This window comes from Vreelandella sp. L-15 (assembly GCF_056857635.1).
This window is the reverse complement of sequence record NZ_JBSXNN010000103.1, coordinates 1-16,098: the sequence shown is the minus strand read 5'-3', so window position 1 is coordinate 16,098 and position 16,098 is coordinate 1. Positions and strand designations below refer to the sequence as shown.

10 protein-coding genes and 1 pseudogene are annotated in these 16,098 nt (G+C 57.4%); 7 read left to right on the top strand and 4 right to left on the bottom strand.

Annotated elements, in window-relative coordinates:
- The first annotated feature begins 32 nt into the window (after window positions 1-32).
- Together AC13CY_RS16615 and AC13CY_RS16610 are read left to right on the top strand one after the other, a co-directional pair.
- The gene (locus tag AC13CY_RS16615; RefSeq protein ID WP_284453615.1) at window positions 33-1,037 is read left to right on the top strand and encodes an NADP-dependent oxidoreductase; all 1,005 of its coding nucleotides are present in this window, start codon (window positions 33-35) and stop codon (window positions 1,035-1,037) included.
- A gap of 280 nt (window positions 1,038-1,317) precedes the next feature.
- Window positions 1,318-3,891 (top strand): annotated as a pseudogene (locus AC13CY_RS16610) (glucose/quinate/shikimate family membrane-bound PQQ-dependent dehydrogenase).
- A 234-nt stretch (window positions 3,892-4,125) separates the two neighbouring features.
- Here AC13CY_RS16610 and AC13CY_RS16605 read toward each other — a convergent pair.
- On the bottom strand, window positions 4,126-6,168 hold the full coding sequence (locus AC13CY_RS16605) for a TonB-dependent receptor family protein (RefSeq protein WP_483052818.1): 2,043 nt from the start codon (window positions 6,166-6,168) through the stop codon (window positions 4,126-4,128).
- Window positions 6,169-6,354: 186 nt separating this feature from the next.
- On the opposite strand from AC13CY_RS16605, the gene AC13CY_RS16600 reads away from it, so the two are divergent.
- Window positions 6,355-6,528 (top strand): YqaE/Pmp3 family membrane protein, encoded by a 174-nt coding sequence (locus AC13CY_RS16600; RefSeq protein ID WP_044629799.1) that lies wholly within the window; start codon window positions 6,355-6,357, stop codon window positions 6,526-6,528.
- 234 nt (window positions 6,529-6,762) lie between these two features.
- Here the strand turns inward: AC13CY_RS16600 and AC13CY_RS16595 are convergent, their stop codons facing one another.
- Entirely contained in the window at window positions 6,763-8,028 is a 1,266-nt protein-coding gene (locus AC13CY_RS16595; RefSeq protein ID WP_044629800.1) for a dicarboxylate/amino acid:cation symporter, read from the bottom strand.
- 199 nt (window positions 8,029-8,227) lie between these two features.
- Between AC13CY_RS16595 and AC13CY_RS16590 the strand changes: the two genes are divergently transcribed.
- Entirely contained in the window at window positions 8,228-8,443 is a 216-nt protein-coding gene (locus AC13CY_RS16590) for a TIGR02450 family Trp-rich protein (RefSeq protein ID WP_044629801.1), read from the top strand.
- 221 nt (window positions 8,444-8,664) lie between these two features.
- On the top strand, window positions 8,665-8,871 hold the full coding sequence (locus AC13CY_RS16585; protein ID WP_009095703.1) for a cold-shock protein: 207 nt from the start codon (window positions 8,665-8,667) through the stop codon (window positions 8,869-8,871).
- Window positions 8,872-8,978: 107 nt separating this feature from the next.
- Here the strand turns inward: AC13CY_RS16585 and AC13CY_RS16580 are convergent, their stop codons facing one another.
- Window positions 8,979-9,833 carry a putative RNA methyltransferase gene (locus tag AC13CY_RS16580; protein WP_483052817.1) on the bottom strand — a complete coding sequence of 285 codons (855 nt, stop codon included), beginning with the start codon at window positions 9,831-9,833 and terminating at the stop codon, window positions 8,979-8,981.
- 193 nt (window positions 9,834-10,026) lie between these two features.
- Between AC13CY_RS16580 and AC13CY_RS16575 the strand changes: the two genes are divergently transcribed.
- Entirely contained in the window at window positions 10,027-13,500 is a 3,474-nt protein-coding gene (locus AC13CY_RS16575; protein ID WP_483052816.1) for an acyl-[ACP]--phospholipid O-acyltransferase, read from the top strand.
- A gap of 41 nt (window positions 13,501-13,541) precedes the next feature.
- On the opposite strand, the gene AC13CY_RS16570 is transcribed toward AC13CY_RS16575, so the two are convergent.
- A complete protein-coding gene (locus AC13CY_RS16570; protein ID WP_483052815.1) occupies window positions 13,542-15,311 on the bottom strand; it encodes a mechanosensitive ion channel family protein in 1,770 nt (589 codons plus the stop codon).
- Between the two features lie 367 nt (window positions 15,312-15,678).
- Here AC13CY_RS16570 and AC13CY_RS16565 point away from each other — a divergent pair, with 367 nt between their 5' ends.
- Window positions 15,679-15,933, top strand: a complete 255-nt coding sequence (locus tag AC13CY_RS16565) for a response regulator (RefSeq protein WP_276325996.1) — start codon at window positions 15,679-15,681, stop codon at window positions 15,931-15,933.
- Window positions 15,934-16,098: the final 165 nt, after the last annotated feature.

The window sequence follows — 16,098 nt, the reverse complement described above, 5'->3', positions numbered from 1 at the left end:
CGTAACTTACCATCTTGATGCAGGAGGCAGCGATGCTATCTCGTTTTTATACCCTCACCGACCACCCCACCGGCCTACCTAAGCGCGAGCTATTTTCCTTAGAGAGCCAGGAGCTTCCCGACCTAGATGAAGGCGAAGTACGCATTCGCAATCACTGGCTCTCGGTAGACCCCTACATGCGTGGCCGGATGAGCGGCGTGCACACCTACGTAGCGCCCTTTCAGCTTGGAAAGCCAATGGAAGGCGGCGCGATTGGCGAAGTCATCGCCTCTAACCACCCCAACTTGAAAGTGGGCGATAAAGTGAGCCACATGGGCGGCTGGCGCGATATCGCACAGCTGCCGGGAGATAGTGTCACCGCTCTTCCAGATCACAACGTGCCAGACCAAGCCTACCTAGGCGTTCTGGGCATGCCCGGCATGACCGCCTGGACAGGCCTTAACCTAATAGCCGAGTGCAAACCGGGCGATAACGTTTTGGTGAGTGCCGCCAGCGGCGCGGTGGGGTCTCTGGTGGTGCAGCTGGCAAAAGCAAAAGGCTGCCATGTCGTGGGTATCGCAGGTGCTGCGCATAAGCTTGCTTGGCTGGAGTCGCTAGGCGTTGAACCGGTCAGCTACCGTGACCGCAGCGCGCAAGAGTTAAGCGATGCCATTAAACTCGCCAGCCCCAACGGCATCGACATCTATTTTGAGAACGTAGGCGGTATCTGTTTGGAAGCGGCACTCAGCCAACTTAACGAAGGCGCACGCATTGCCGTCTGCGGGATGATTGATGGCTACAATGCGGAAACCCCAGCCCCAGGGCCAAGTAACCTGTCGCAGTTGGTGGCACGTAAAGCCAAAATGCAGGGCTTTATTGTCGCCGACCACTGGGCCAGCTATGGCTACTTCTTAAATGAAGTCGCTCCTCAGGTGGCTGATGGCAAGCTGGACTATAAAGAGACGATCAAAGAAGGACTTGAAAGCACGCCAGACGCCTTTTTAGCGCTGTTTGAAGGCGGCAATACCGGCAAAATGCTGGTGAAGCTATCTGATTAAGCACCAGGCTGCTGTTAACGAGGTTACGCTAGGTTAAATCTGACACCTTTCCCAGCTTATCTATCTGAGCCGCGCTATGGTGAATAGCGCGGCTTTTTTGTCGATAGAAATAATTAGCCAGCAAAGTGTTAGACCAAAAGCGAATTGATTATTAAAATCACAGCTAATCAATGTGTGTTTTAACCCATCGGCGCTGCCGATGGGTTAGGGCACGTTGTGGAGCCGCTGCTTTGATGTTTATCAAAGCAGCATCAACTTGTTGTCAACAGGGGTTTACCTCATGGATGAACACACGCGTGATCGTGGCAAATGGCCAGCCTTGCTGCTGGGTTTGCTGCTAGCGATAGCTGGCGTAGCACTTGCCGTAGGTGGCGGCCAACTGCTTATGCTGGGCGGTAGTGCTTACTACTTAATTGCTGGGGTCGCCGTGGTGGTGGCTGGGCTGCTGCTGGCCTTGCGCAAAGGCGCAGCACTTTGGCTATACGCCCTCATTTTGTTCGCCACCCTGGTGTGGGCGCTTTGGGAAGTAGGCCTAGACTGGTGGCAACTGGTACCTAGGGTCGCCATTCCCTGCCTAATCGGCATCATCATGCTGCTGCCGTGGTGGCGCAAACCGCTCAACTCGCGCGGTGGCAGCCTCGCCCTTACGGCCAGTATTGGCGCGGCTATCATCGTCGCTATTGCCAGCCAGTTTAGCTACCCAGGCACCATTGAGGGCAGCATCGAGTCTGCCAATAACACCGAGGCGGTCAACCCGGCCCAGGTCGCGGGCGACGACTGGCCTGCCTACGGTGGTACCAATGCTGGCACCCACTACTCGTCACTCGACCAAATCACGCCCGAGAACGTTGGCGAATTGGAAGAAGTGTGGCGCATTCAAACCGGCGATGAACCCGGCCCCAATGCCCCGCCGGAAATCACCAACCAGAATACGCCGCTGAAAGTCAACGACAGCCTATATATCTGCACCTCGCATAGCCGTGCCATGGCGCTGTCACCGGAAACCGGCGAAACCCTTTGGGAGTTTGATCCCAATATCAGCACCATGGGCGCAGACGATTTCTCCGGTTGGGCCCACATGACCTGCCGCGGCCTCGCCTACTATGATGCTGCTAACTACGATTCTTCTAACGACGAAGCCTCGAACGACGACGCTGAAAATACAGACAGCAGCGCTAACGATGGCACGACGCCTGCGGAAAACGGCGCGGCCGCCGCTCGCGTGCTGTTTGATGACGGCAGCCAGTTCGACCTGGACCTGGCCTTCCTGCTCTTCATCAGCGGCCTAGGCGATAACCCAGCGTCTGAGGACGGCGGTGAAGCGGCCATGCTCAGCGCCACGGACGTAATGTGCCCGCGCAGGCTCTACTTGCCCACTGCCGATGCCCGCCTGATTGCGCTGAATGCCGATACCGGCGAGCGCTGCGAAAGCTTTGGCAACAACGGCGAAGTGGATCTCACCAATAACATTGGCGAGTTCTCCCCCGGCGGCTACTACTCCACCTCCCCGGCCACGGTGACGGAAGATTTGGTCATTTTGGGCGGCCACGTCACCGACAACAGCTCCATCGACGAACCGTCCGGCGTGATTCGTGCCTTCGACGTGCATACCGGCGAGCTGGTGTGGAACTGGGACAGTGGCAACCCAGACGACACCGCCCCACTCGAAGAGGGTGAAACCTATACCCGCAACTCTCCCAACGTGTGGGCCCCTATCAGCGTCGATGAAGAATTAGGGCTGGTGTATCTGCCCATGGGCAACGCCACCCCGGACCAGTACGGTGCCGATCGCTCTGAAAACGATGAAACGTATAGCGCAGGACTCGTAGCGCTGAACCTGAACGACGGCCAAGTGGCCTGGGTCTACCAATTCGTTCACCACGACCTGTGGGACATGGATACCCCGGCTCAGCCGGTTCTGATCGACCTAGCAACGGCTAACGGCACCCAGCCCGCCGTGATTCAGCCCACCAAGTAGGGCAGCCTTTACGTGCTCAACCGGGAAACCGGCGCGCCCATCGTGCCAATCGAAGAAGTGCCCGCACCGCAAGGGGCTATCGAAGGCGACTGGACCGCAGAAACGCAGCCACGTTCGGCGCTGAACTTGCTGCCACCACCGCTCACCGAGCGAGATATGTGGGGCGCGTCACCGTTCGATCAGATGATGTGTCGCATCCAGTTCCGCTCGCTGCGCTACGAAGGCCAGTACACGCCGCCCTCCTTGGAAGGCAGCATCGTCTACCCGGGTAATGTGGGGGTAATGAACTGGGGTGGCGTTGCGGTCGACCCTGAACGCCAGGCGCTATTTACCGGTGCGAAGTACCTCGCGTTCGTGTCTACGCTGGTGCCCCGTGATCAAGTGGAAGAGGGCCAAGGCTCCGCCAGTGAACAAGGCCTACAGCCTAACGAAGGCGCACCCTATGCGGTAGAACTAGGCCCGCTGCTTTCCGTGCTGGGCTTACCCTGCCAAGCGCCCTCCTGGGGCGATGTGGCAGGTATCGACTTGCAGGATGCAGAAGTGGTGTGGAAACACCGCAACGGTACCACCCGCGACAGCATGCCCTTTGGCCTGCCGATTGGGTTGAACGTCGGCGTTCCTGCGCTGGGCGGCCCGCTGACCACCGCTGGCGGCGTCTCTTTCTTGAGCGGCACGCTGGACCAGTACTTACGCGGCTACGACATCACCACGGGTGAAGAGCTCTACAAAGCGCGCTTACCCGCCGGTGGTCAGGCCACGCCGATGACCTATACCGGCGCCGACGGCCGCCAGTACGTGGTGGTGACGGCCGGTGGTCACGGTACCTTTGGCACCAAGATGGGTGACTACGTGATTGGCTACGCGTTACCGGAGTAACCGCTAGCTCTACGGAGTCAGCTAGTGCTGGTGGGAGGGAGCTTCAGCTCGCGACTGGTGGCTTAGCCAAGGCGCCTGACGGCGCCATTCGCCCGCTAAAGCGGCCTCCCACAGCAGACTTACCAAGCGTAACTGATAGATCAATACTTTAACTGACTGATATGGCGGCCATAGGCCGCCCTTTTTGCATCTGGCGCTACCTGAACCCTGAGTCAGCCTTAAGCATAGCCAGCGTTAAAAACTCAGCTCGACACCACCATAAACGCTGCGCCCTGGTGCGGGTTCGTAAAAGCGTCCAAAGGTGCCGTTCAAGCGCACATTGGAGTAGTGCTCTTCATCCAGCAGATTTCGCAGGCCCACATAAGCGCTTAGCCGGGTCTGTTGGCTCAGCTGCCAGCCGTCGCCTACCCGCAGGTTCACCAACCAGTAGCTATCCACCGCCGTCTGGTTGGCGTTGTCGGCCACCAAATCGCCCACATACTCGGTCTCCAGCGTGGCAAAACGCTCGTCGAGGCTCTCCCAGGTGAGCTGACTCACCCAGGTTTGCTCCGGCAACCCAGGTATGCGGTTGCCATCGAAACGCTCAGAAGGCGTGGCAAACTCATCGAACTCGTAGCGTGCCAAGGTGAGCGCGCTGTCCAAGCGCCACTGGTCGGCCAACTGCCAGCCCAGCGCCAGCTCGACACCATCACGCTTGGTATCACCGGCGTTCTGGTAGAACGTACGGCCGCCTTCGTCGTAGGGTACCAGCTCATCGCGCACGCGGACGGAGAAGAGCGCGACATCGTAATCCAGCGCCAGCGGCTCGATGTAACCACGCAGCCCCACTTCACGGTTCCAGGCTTTTTGCGGCTCTACGCTGGGGTTGAAGCCACCGCCAGCGGGGTTGGCAAACTCAGAGAACGTCGGCGTCTCGAAGGCCGTGCCGGTATTGATATACGCTTGGTGCTGCGGGCGATAGCGGTAGCTCAGCCCGGCAGAGCCGCTCCATTCGTTGAAGGTGCGCTGGCCGCTCTGGTCGCCATCGGCGGCAAAATCGTCGTCGACATCAAGTGCCACCCGGTCAAACCGTGCGCCCAATGAGAGCGAAAGCTGCTCTGACAGCGCTAAGTCCCCCTGGGCAAACACACCAGTGGAAGTCGCGGTTTGGGTTTCATCCGCGAGGGGCTCGCCCACCGCCCCTTGGGGATTCACATCGTTGCGGAAGCGGTCATCTTTCTGGCGAGCGGCATCCACCCCAACGATGTAATTCAGCGGCAGGTTGCCTAGCGTTACCTCGTGGTGATACTCGGCGCTAGCGCCCATGTAATCGCGCTGATAGCCCAGGCGGCTGCTGCCCACAAACGGTAGCTGTTGCTCAAAATCCCGCTGAGCGATAAAGCCTTTCAGGTACAGCTCACCCTCCCCTGCAGACAAATCCTCGTATTGCAGGCCGATCAACTGCTGGTCGACGGTTTGACCGGCATCTAGCGCCAGCGAGTTCGGTGCGGCTTGGTCACGCCCTTCGGCAACCTCGCGGGCGTTGAGCGCGCCGGGGTCTTCCGAACGCGGGTTGTCCAGCAAGTTGATGATGGCGGTGAGTGCCCGATCGCTGCCCAGCTCACGGCGCAGCTTGGCATTGAGCAGATACTTCTCGGTGGAACTCTGCTCCCGGTAGCCATCTACGTTCAGCGCAGTGAGGCTGATATGGTGCGACCAATCCCCCTGCACGCCGCCATTTTGCAGCGCCATTTTCTGGTAGCCATCGCTACCGGCGCCCATACGCAGCCGAGTGCCGGGGTTGTCGCGTCCATCGGCGGTGGTGATGTCGATCACGCCACCCGCCGCGTTGCCGTAGAGCACCGAGGACGGCCCGCGAATGACCTCAATGCGCTCAGCGCTATCCAAATCAATCGCATCTAGCTGGGCCTGCCCATCCGGCAGCGTGTAAGGAATACCGTCCACCATCACCGTAATGCCACGCACCCCAAACGGTGCGCGGGCACCAAAGCCGCGAATTGAAATACGTTGCCCTTGGGCAAAATTATCGCGGTTCTGCAGGAAAACGCCCGGCACCCGGTTGAGCGACTCATCCAAACGCACCCGCTGCTGGCCTTGGGCAATGGCGTCTTGCTCTATCGTCGAGACCGCAGCAGGCGTGGCGTAAATCTCACGCGCCAAGCGCGGTGCGCTGACTTCTACAGTGGGCAGTACGGCTTCTGTATCGGTTTGTGCCCATACGGGGGCGGAAAAAGCGGTGCTGAGTAACAATAATGAAGGAGGGAGATAGCGAGTCATGGCATCCTTTCCAATGAAAAATCCCAATGAATCATCAGTGAGCGTTCAACATTATGACGTTCATCGGGGAACGGCTACGAAAAATGGTAGTGGTATGATGGAGTGACTAATTAGCCAAGTGTAGGGATTAGTTCTACACTGGCGGCTGGGCAACATTATACTAACGGTGTAAGCAAAGGAGGCTACATGGCGTTTACCGCGACTGACCCGATCAAGATGATTTTTGCGGTTATCTTTCCCCCGCTAGGGGTGTTTTTTGAGGTCGGTTTCAAAGGACACTTTTGGCTCAATATCCTGCTGACGCTCTTTGGCTTCATTCCAGGCATCATTCACGCCTTCTACGTCATATTGAAGCACTAGCCTCTCTCATTGCGTAATCTCTCATTGCGTCATTAGTTTAACAAACGCCGCCTTGCATTGCGCAAGGCGGCGTTTGTTAAACTCTGGTTGAAACGGCTTAGGCGCTGACTAATACGCTGCCAAAGGGTCCATCACCGGCGTTGAGCGCCTCTTCTGCTAGCGCCACGGCGCGTTCTAAGTAGCGATACTCATGATCGTAAACCATGCTGACCTCCCCTATCGTCTGAATACGGATTAGCCGTTCTCCACCGCGTGGCCGCCTTCTTCATCAGGCGCTTCAGCCAGCGTATGCCCTTCACTTCGGGCAATCACGGTCGTGCCGACCAAGTCTCCCGTGACATTCAGCGCCGTTGCCCCCATACCTACCAGGGCATCAATGGCGGTGAGTAGCGCCACGGTTTCGATGGGCAGGCCTACTTGGGCAAACACGGTGGCGATCATGATGATGCCCGCCCCTGGCACCCCGGCCGTGCCTACCGTCACCAGCGTGCCGATCAGCACGATCTGCACCATGCTCATCAAATCCAGAGGAGCGCCAATCACGTTGGCGGCAAACACCGCTGAAATGGCAATACGGATGGCGGCACCGTCCATATTGAGCGTTGCTCCCAGGGGCAGGCTAAAGCCATAAATGCTTTTCGGGATGCCTAAACGCTGCGCGGCGTTAATCGTGACAGGCAGTGTGCCGGAGCTGCTTTGGGTTGCAAACGCGGTGGCCATCGGCGTGCGCGCCTCACCAAAAAAGCTGCGTAACTTCACGCCAAACAGCAGCATCACCGCGCAGTAGATCAACAGCTGTGCGCCGAGTGCGATGTACAGCACCATCACCATGTCACCCAACGAGAGAAGCGTTTCCATCCCCTGCTGGCTCACCGTTTCAGCAACAATGGCAAAGACGCCAATGGGCACAAAATGCAGCACCCCCGACATCACCTTCAGGGTCACCTCGTTTAACCCTTCAATAACTTGATAAAGCTGCTCGCCAAGCGCGTGCTGCTGCTCAGATTGGCGCATTTTCAACAGCGCAATCCCGAACACCAGCGCGGTAAAGATGATGCCCAGCATATTGAGCTCGGCAAAAGCGGCCACGATATTGCCCGGCACGATATTGAGCAGCGCATCGACCACACCGGGATTCTCGGGTACCGAGAAGCTCGCGCTGTCGTTGAGCGTCATGCCGCTGCCTGGGCTAAATAGCGTTGCCACGGTTAAGCCCACCACAATGGCGAATGCAGAAGAGGCCAAATAGTAAATAAACACTTTGCCGCCAACGCGCCCTGCGCTTCCTTCCCGAGACTGATTCACCCCTACCATGAGCGTAAACAGAACAATCGGTACGATGAGGAAAGTCAGGAGACGAAGCAGTAAATCGCCCAGCGGTGCCAGCCAAACGGCCACCCAGTCACCGCCCACAATACCCACCAGAACACCCATCACCAGCGCGATGGTGACGCGCAAAATGAGCGACGCTTGAAGGTAGCGCTTCCATAAATATGTCATTGAATGCCCTGTTGGTTTAAATCAGGTTGGTATAAATCAATGGAAAACCACGTCATGTTGCATCATCGCGGGTTGCCAAACCAGCGTGGCGTTTGCTTGAGCTCCATTACGCCGACTAAATAGCTTAGCATGGCACCTATGGCGACTTTACACAGGGCCGATTGCTTGCCTCTCCTCAACGCCACTAACAGGAGCCACTATGAATACGATCAACCCTAACAAACTCCACCACAGCAAATGGACCGCGGTGACGCCACGTAATAAAGAAAAACACTTTATCGTGACCCAACTGCTACGTGATGAAGAGGAGAACGTAGTGGACGTGGTGCTGGAAGCGGTTCACTCCCACCGGGAAACAACGCTGGCATGGCAAGCGCTAAAAGACGATAGCACCTGGAAAATGGGTTGGAAGTAGCGAACCTACCACTCGCTGCCCTATGAAAATAAATGCAGAAAGGCTTTGACCTAGGCTAAGAAGCATGACACTGTAGCGTCAGTTGGTTAGCAAGCAGCATGGTTTCAGAAGTGTACGATCTTTTTCGGCAGCCTGATATTGTATTCCTTGTTTCACCCGCTACTTCATCTGGGTAATACCAGGAACTTTATTACGGCGCTTTAGCGCAAAGGATCTACACAATGGCAACTGGCACAGTTAAATGGTTTAACGACACCAAAGGCTTCGGTTTCATCGCTCCTTCTGACGGTGGCGACGACCTGTTTGCACACTTCTCTGAAATTCAGTCTGACGGCTTCAAAACCCTTCAGGAAGGCGCTAACGTCTCTTTTGACGTTACCCAGGGTAAAAAAGGCCTTCAGGCTTCTAACATCAAGCAAATCTCCTAAGTCCTATCTTTCTAGATAGCACTGAAAAGTTTGCTAGAACCCTCACCCATTAGGTGAACGGTTCAAACAGAAAGGCCCGCCTCGGCGGGCCTTTTTGCGTTTGGGTATTAAATCCTCTCCCATACGATTAGTTGAGCATCAATAGTCAGCGTTAGCTGCTCCAAGTTAGCTGCTCGCTCGCGCCCCTCCGCACTGGCACGATACAAATGCGGCGTCATGGTCAGCAAATCGCGGATAACGTCTGCCCCTTCTAATGAAATAGCGTAGCGAATCTGCTCGGAAGCTCGGTGGGCAAACCCTTCCGGTACATCAGGCGCTTTCTCACGTGCAGGTTTTAAGGTGGGATAAATAATTTCCCGTAGCTCGCGCAGGTGCTCCGGCCCCGCTTCTACTTGAAGCAGTTGCCCGCCCGGCTTAAGCACACGCGCAAACTCACCGTGTACCGGAAAGCCAAACATACACAGCACGCTATCCAGCGTTGCTGACTGCACCGGCAATTGAGCGTTACTGCCCACGACCCAACGGCTGATCGGTGCGTGCTTATCGTCTTGCTTCGCCGCCGACTGCACCGCCCACTTCGAGATATCCAGCCCCATCAGTGAAAGCGCCTGCACGTCTGGCAGTTGTTGGGCCAACTGGCGCAGGTAGTAACCCTCGCCACAGCCTGCATCCAGGCAACTGTACGTTTCTGCCTGCTCACAGTGGCGCATCACCGCCTGGCTAAGCGCCTTTGCTATAGGCGCATAGTCACCCGCCGCCAAAAAGCGCTGGCGTGCGGCCACCATGGCTTTGCTATCACCAGGGTCGGTGGAGCGTTTCTGCTGCACTGGTAGCAGATTGATATAGCCCTGTTTCGCCACATCGAAACTATGGTTTGAGGCACACCGCCACGTGCCACCTTCCAACTGGAGCGGTTCGCCGTCTAATGGGCAGGCCAAGGCCTGAAAAGGGGTACGATTCATCGGAAGTTTCTCGTGACGGCTTTTTCTGGTGTGAATAGACGGGCAATATGCTGACACATCATCGATGGGCATCAGGCATCTAAACATTAACGATACCGGAAAGCCCATATAACTCAACTTGAACGGTGAGCGTTGCAACACTCACCCCGTTTGCCGACAGTGCGTTAACTTTCGGCGACTAAGGCAACATACCATGCAACCTTTGCTGCGCATCGCGGGCGCTTGGCCCTACTTGATGGCCATCTTTCTCAATGCCTTTGTAGATCTCGGGCACAAAATCGTCATTCAGAATACGATTTTCAAAAGCTACGATGGCGCGACCCAGGTCGTGCTTACCGCTCTGGTGAATGGGCTAATTCTGCTGCCGTTTATTCTCCTCTTCAGCCCGGCAGGCCATATTGCCGACAGCACTCCCAAAGTACGTGTGCTAAGGCTCTCCGCCTGGGCTGCGGTGGCGGTGTCGCTGGGCATTACCGCCGCCTACTACCAGGGCTGGTTCTGGCTCGCTTTTGCGATGACGCTGCTGCTGGCTATTCAGTCTGCATTCTACTCACCCGCCAAGTACGGCCTAGTGAAAGGGCTGTTTGGTAAACCGAGGCTAGCCGAAGCCAACGGGCTAGTGCAGGCGGTTACCATTGGTGCGATCCTGGCCGGCACGGTGGCGTTTACCGCCCTGTTTGAACACTGGGTCACCCCCAGCGCCAGCACGCCCAGCGACCTGCTGCGCCATATCGCCCCGCTGGGCTGGCTACTGGTGCTTAACAGTGGCCTTCAGGTCGTCGCCCTCTATCGGCTCCAACTGGATGAAGCACCGCCTGCGGCTACCCCGCTAACGTGGGCACGCTACCGCAGCGGCACTGCGCTAAAAAACAATCTGAGTATTCTTGCCCGCCAGCCGGTGCTGCGGCTCTCCATCATTGGGTTGGCGACGTTCTGGTCGGTGGGGCAAGTGCTGCTAGCCGCTTTTCCCGCCTATGCCAAAGAGGCGCTCAGCATTGGGAACACGCTGGTGCTGCAAGCCATTCTCGCCGCCAGCGGTATCGGCATTGCTCTCGGCTCGCTGTTAGCCAGCAAGCTCTCCCGCAACCGTATTGAAACCGGGTTAATTCCGCTGGGTGCTGTCGGTGTCGCCGTCGGACTTTGGTGCCTTCCTCTCCTCACCACGCCCACCAGCCAAGCGCTCAACTTTGTGTTCATCGGCATGATGGGCGGGCTATTTATCGTGCCGCTCAACGCATTGATCCAGTTTCATGCGGCGGATCACGAGCTAGGCACCGTGCTGGCCGCCAATAACTGGATCCAAAACCTGTCGATGCTGGGCTTTTTGGTGCTCACCGCGCTGTTCGCGCTGGCGGGGGTCGATAGCCACTACCTGCTGCTATTGGTCGCTAGCGTGGCGATGGTGGGCGGTGGCTACACCATTTTCAAACTGCCCCAGAGCCTAGTGCGCTTCATTCTCAGCTTCCTGCTTACCCGCCGTTACCGCGTAGACGTTCACGGGCTAGAAAACCTGCCTGCCCAAGGCGGCGTGCTGCTGCTGGGCAACCACATTAGCTGGGTAGACTGGGCGATGGTGCAAATTGCCAGCCCGCGCCCGGTGCGCTTTGTGATGCTGAAAAACATCTACCAGCGCTGGTACCTACGCTGGTTCTTTAAAGCGCTGGGCTGCATTCCCATCGAGCGCGGCGCAGGGGCCGAGAACGCGCTGGCCGCCGTGGCCGAGCAGCTCAACGCAGGGGAAGTGGTTTGCCTGTTTCCCGAAGGAGCGATTAGCCGCAACGGCCAGTTGGGCGAGCTGCGCCGAGGCTACGAGCGAGCCTGCAAACACGCCCACCCAGACGTGCGCATCGTGCCGTTTTACCTGCGTGGCCTGTGGGGCAGCCAATTCTCCCGCTCGTCTAGCAAACTCAAAGAGCTACGTAACGCGCCGCTGCACCGCTCTGTGGTAGTTGCCTTTGGCAAACCGCTGCCCAAAGACACCCCCGCCGACGTACTCAAACGGCGTATTTTCGAGCAGGCGACCCACTCGTGGCAACACGCCATGGAGGAGCTGCCTTCGCTGCCTGAGGCCTGGATCAACAGTGTCAAACGCAGCCCAAGCGCCCCAGCGCTGGCCGACACCTTGAACCGCTCACTCAACGCAGGTCAAGCGCTCACCGCTAGCCTGCTGCTCGCCAAGCGTTTTCGCCACCGTAGCCTCAACGAATCGACGCTTGGCCTACTGCTGCCTACCAGCACTGCTGGGGTACTGGCCAATATGGCCACACTGCTCGCGGGCAAAACGCTGGTGAACTTGAACTACACTGCCAGCCAAGCTGCCCTTGCCTCTGCGCTGCAGCAAGCTGATATTCGCACCGTCGTCACCGCGCGCCGCTTTATGGAAAAGCTGAGCCAGCGGGGGCTGGCGGTGGAATCGCTGCTAGAAGGCAAGCAGGTGATCTATTTGGAAGATCTACAGGCGGGGATCTCCCGGTTTGAGCGCGTCACTACGTTTCTTGCCGTGCGCCTGCTGCCCGCTTGGTTGTTACAAGCGCTGTTCTGCTATGGACGGAATGCGGACGCCACGGCGGCCATTCTGTTCTCCAGCGGCAGCGAAGGGCAGCCTAAGGGCGTGATGCTGAGCCACCGCAACCTGATGGCGAATATCAAGCAGACCTCCGACGTGCTCAATACCCAGCACGACGATGTGGTCATGGCCTCGCTGCCGCTCTTTCACGCGTTCGGCTTTACCGTCACCCAGCTACTGCCATTGATCGAAGGGCTGCCGCTGGTCAGTCACGCCGACCCCACCGATGCCCCAGGTGTTGCCAACGCGGTGGCCAAGCATAAAGCCACCATTATGTTCGGCACCTCCAGCATGCTACGGCTATTCAACCGCAGCCCAAAGGTACAGCCCGCCATGCTGGAAAGCCTGCGTATTGTGGTGGCTGGTGCCGAGAAACTGGATGACAGCGTACGTGAAGGGTTTGCGCAAAAATTCGGTAAGGCGATTTATGAAGGTTACGGCGCGACAGAAACCGCCCCCGTGGCGGCCGTTAACCTACCCGACGCCGTCGGCGTTCACTACCAGCAGGTACAAAAAGGTAATAAGCCCGGCACCGTGGGTATGCCGCTCCCCGGCACCAGCATTAAGGTCGTCGATCCAGAGAGCTTCGAGGAGCTACCCACCAACGAGCCAGGCATGATTGTGATCAGCGGGCCGCAGGTGATGCAGGGCTATCTCAACGACCCCCAGCGCACCGAACAGGTCCTCAAAAGCTTCGACGGCCAGCGCTGGTACGTTACCGGCGATAAAGGGTTTATCGATGAAGATGGCTTTTTAACACTGATCGACTGCTACGCCCGTTTTGCCAAAATCGGCGGCGAAATGGTCAGCCTCAGCGCCGTCGAAGCCGCGGTCAGAGCGGTCGTCGACGACCCCAACATACCGCTGATGGCCGTCAGCCTGCCCGATGCAAACAAAGGCGAGCGCATCGTCCTACTGAGCGAAGCAGCGCTGGACGCCCAAACGCTCAAAACCGCCCTGCGTAGCCACGGTACGCCCGCGTTAATGATTCCCAGCGACTGGCTCACCGTGGAAGAGATACCTCGTCTAGGGTCAGGAAAAGCAGACTTTGCTGGCGCGAAACGGCTTGCCGAAGCGCAGCTGGCGGCTGAATCATCTTAGTAAAAAGGGCAGCGGCATGGCCGCTGCCCTTTCTGGCGAACTTACTCAGCACCGCCGTCCGGTGCGTCACTTGAGTCGTTTGACTCACCGGTTTGTCCCGTCGCACCTTTCTGTTGGCCGCTTGATTGTCTAGCATGCTCCCCACGCGCAATATCATGATGGCTAATCACCACCACGTCGCGGGGCCACCACTCGGGGTGTTCGTCGCGGATATAGGCCATCAGCTTCTCACGCACGTTCATCTCAGCGGTCCAGCCCGCTAGCGGGTCCGAGGTCATTAAGTAGCAGGTAACCGTTTGTGCGTAGGAAGTTTGGCCTGTGACGTAGCAGAGCAGCTTATGGTGCTCAATCACGCACTCTTCTTCCTTAGCGAATTCTAAAAACTTCTCACGCACCTGAGAGATATCCGCGCTGAGGTGCAGGGTTAGCTCCATGAAGCGGTACATTTTGGTGCTTTTCACCGAGAGGTTTTCTAACGGTTTGGACGTAAAGTACGTGACCGGCACGATCAACCGCCGCTCATCCCAAGAACGCAGCCGAATGAAGGTGTAGAAAATCCCTTCCACATAGCACCACTGCCCTTCGAAGATCACCAAATCGCCAATGCGGATGGGCTTGGCCAGTGAGAGTTGGAACGACGACAGAATATTGCCCAGCACCGTCTGCCCCGCGATACCGACCAGCACGGCCAACACACTGGCCGAGGCCAGAATGGACAGGCCCAACGATTCGAACAGCTGGATTTGCCCCAGCACATACACCGAAACCGCCACCACGGTGATTAAAATAATCACCCGGCGCAGGGCGTAGAGTGAGGTCAGCAGCCGGCGTTTGTCTCTGGGTTTGGTATCGTCGATTTCCCCCACCAAGCGGCGGGTCATGCGCAGCATGATGGTATCGACCAACCGCAGCGCAATAGTGCCTGCCCCCCAGGCCATGATCGCGATCAGTAGCACCCTAAACGTCGTGGTCGCTACCGCTGAAAACGACACCACGTAATCCAGCAGCATCTGGGTGAACAATGACACCACAATGAACGCGACGGGCACGCCAATTTGATCAGCAAAAATGGTCGAGAGCCCGGAGGGCAGAATGCGCGCGACCAAACTGACAAGGTAATACGTTGCCACTCCCACTAAGCCAATCGTGATCAGAAAAATAGGGATCGCCAGCCACTCCCAGATTTTCAGCACGCCAAACGACGCTTTGAAGCGTTCGGGAATATAGCTTTCCAGCATGGAGGGGCCATACTCCTCATACAGTGCGGGAATCGACGACACGCTTTCCGGCATAATCAACCATACGGGGTCTTCCTCGCCAACACGGTAGCGGCCTAAGCGCACATCATAGGCTTGGCCTTCTACCTGCAACGCAGCCAGTTCAATGTTGCGCCGTGGCTCGCCAGCCAAAGGGTTTTGGCCAGAAGGATCTTCAATGGCAGCATCTTGGCGACCCGGCAGGTTAGAGGCGTTCAGCCACTCACCTCGTCGTAATACCTCCGCCAGCTGCTTGGCTAGCTCCGTACCCCGCGCGGGCTGCTCGCTAGGGTCGATATCAGCTAGGTTCAACAAATGCGCCGCATCGGCGTAATTTTCATCGTCGGTGAAATTCAAAAAGCTGCGGATGGTCTCCCGGGGCGACATGCGTTTCGCCTCTTCCGGCACCTCATCCAACCCTGAGTTGATCGCATCCATGGTGAACCAACGCGGGTCCTCGCTCTCATCGCCTTGCGTTTGCGCCATGCCAACGCTAGAGAACAGTAGCGTGACGACCAGCACACCCCAAACGGGCCACGAGCTGTAATTTTTCATACTTGCCTTATTCAGTAAAAGTGAGCCAATACCCGCCATCAACCAACGGCTTGTGCCGCCCGCCCATTTAAATCAGTGGGCTATCCGTGTCGATGGTTGGTCAAAGTACAGACCACGTTACCTTATCCGGCAAGCAATCGCGGCTCTAGCGCTTGGTGGCGTAAGGCGAAGGCAAGAAATGGCCGCTTAGTTTTTCACTCAGTTTTCCAAATTTCCTAGGCGATTAAACGCGTCGTCATACAGCGCGGTGAGCAACAGCTCGTCGATGGCATGAGCCACTCCATGGACGACATGAGCATGGAGAGCGATCACATGGACTCCACCGACAGCATGAAAGAGTAACGCCCCTTTCGAGAGCCAGGAAGCTATGACGCGAAACGTACTGATCATCGAGGACAACCCAGGTATCGGCGAGCTGGTTCGTATGCACGTGGCCGAGCTGGACAGAGTGCTGAGGCTGGAAATGGAAGCAGAAGACTATCTCACGAAGCCATTCAGCGTGGCAGAGCTTTCCGTCCGGGTAAAAGCGCTGTTTCGGCGAGTGGATGCTATGGCGTCCGCCTCGCTTGAAAAATCAGGGCGTATCTTTCTGCCTACGTCTACCGGCTCATTCACCGTGTAAAGCCTGAGCCGAGAGCGCTAAGCGTGGATCGAGTAGGAGGGGGAGTCGCCTCCCCCGTCCTCTCACACCACCGGGCAAACGGATCCGTACCACGGCGGTTCCTGTCCCCCATTATCGGGCTGAGCTTCGTTCCGCTGAATTCGCTCGCCTGTGTGCTCTGAGCGC

Bases quoted from the DNA above. Each gene is read 5' to 3' on its own strand.
- AC13CY_RS16615 (WP_284453615.1), top strand. From the start codon at position 33: ATGCTATCTCGTTTTTATACCCTCACCGACCACCCCACCGGCCTACCT.
- AC13CY_RS16605 (WP_483052818.1), bottom strand. From the start codon at position 6,168: ATGACTCGCTATCTCCCTCCTTCATTATTGTTACTCAGCACCGCTTTT.
- AC13CY_RS16600 (WP_044629799.1), top strand. From the start codon at position 6,355: ATGGCGTTTACCGCGACTGACCCGATCAAGATGATTTTTGCGGTTATC.
- AC13CY_RS16595 (WP_044629800.1), bottom strand. From the start codon at position 8,028: ATGACATATTTATGGAAGCGCTACCTTCAAGCGTCGCTCATTTTGCGC.
- AC13CY_RS16590 (WP_044629801.1), top strand. From the start codon at position 8,228: ATGAATACGATCAACCCTAACAAACTCCACCACAGCAAATGGACCGCG.
- AC13CY_RS16585 (WP_009095703.1), top strand. From the start codon at position 8,665: ATGGCAACTGGCACAGTTAAATGGTTTAACGACACCAAAGGCTTCGGT.
- AC13CY_RS16580 (WP_483052817.1), bottom strand. From the start codon at position 9,833: ATGAATCGTACCCCTTTTCAGGCCTTGGCCTGCCCATTAGACGGCGAA.
- AC13CY_RS16575 (WP_483052816.1), top strand. From the start codon at position 10,027: ATGCAACCTTTGCTGCGCATCGCGGGCGCTTGGCCCTACTTGATGGCC.
- AC13CY_RS16570 (WP_483052815.1), bottom strand. From the start codon at position 15,311: ATGAAAAATTACAGCTCGTGGCCCGTTTGGGGTGTGCTGGTCGTCACG.
- AC13CY_RS16565 (WP_276325996.1), top strand. From the start codon at position 15,679: ATGACGCGAAACGTACTGATCATCGAGGACAACCCAGGTATCGGCGAG.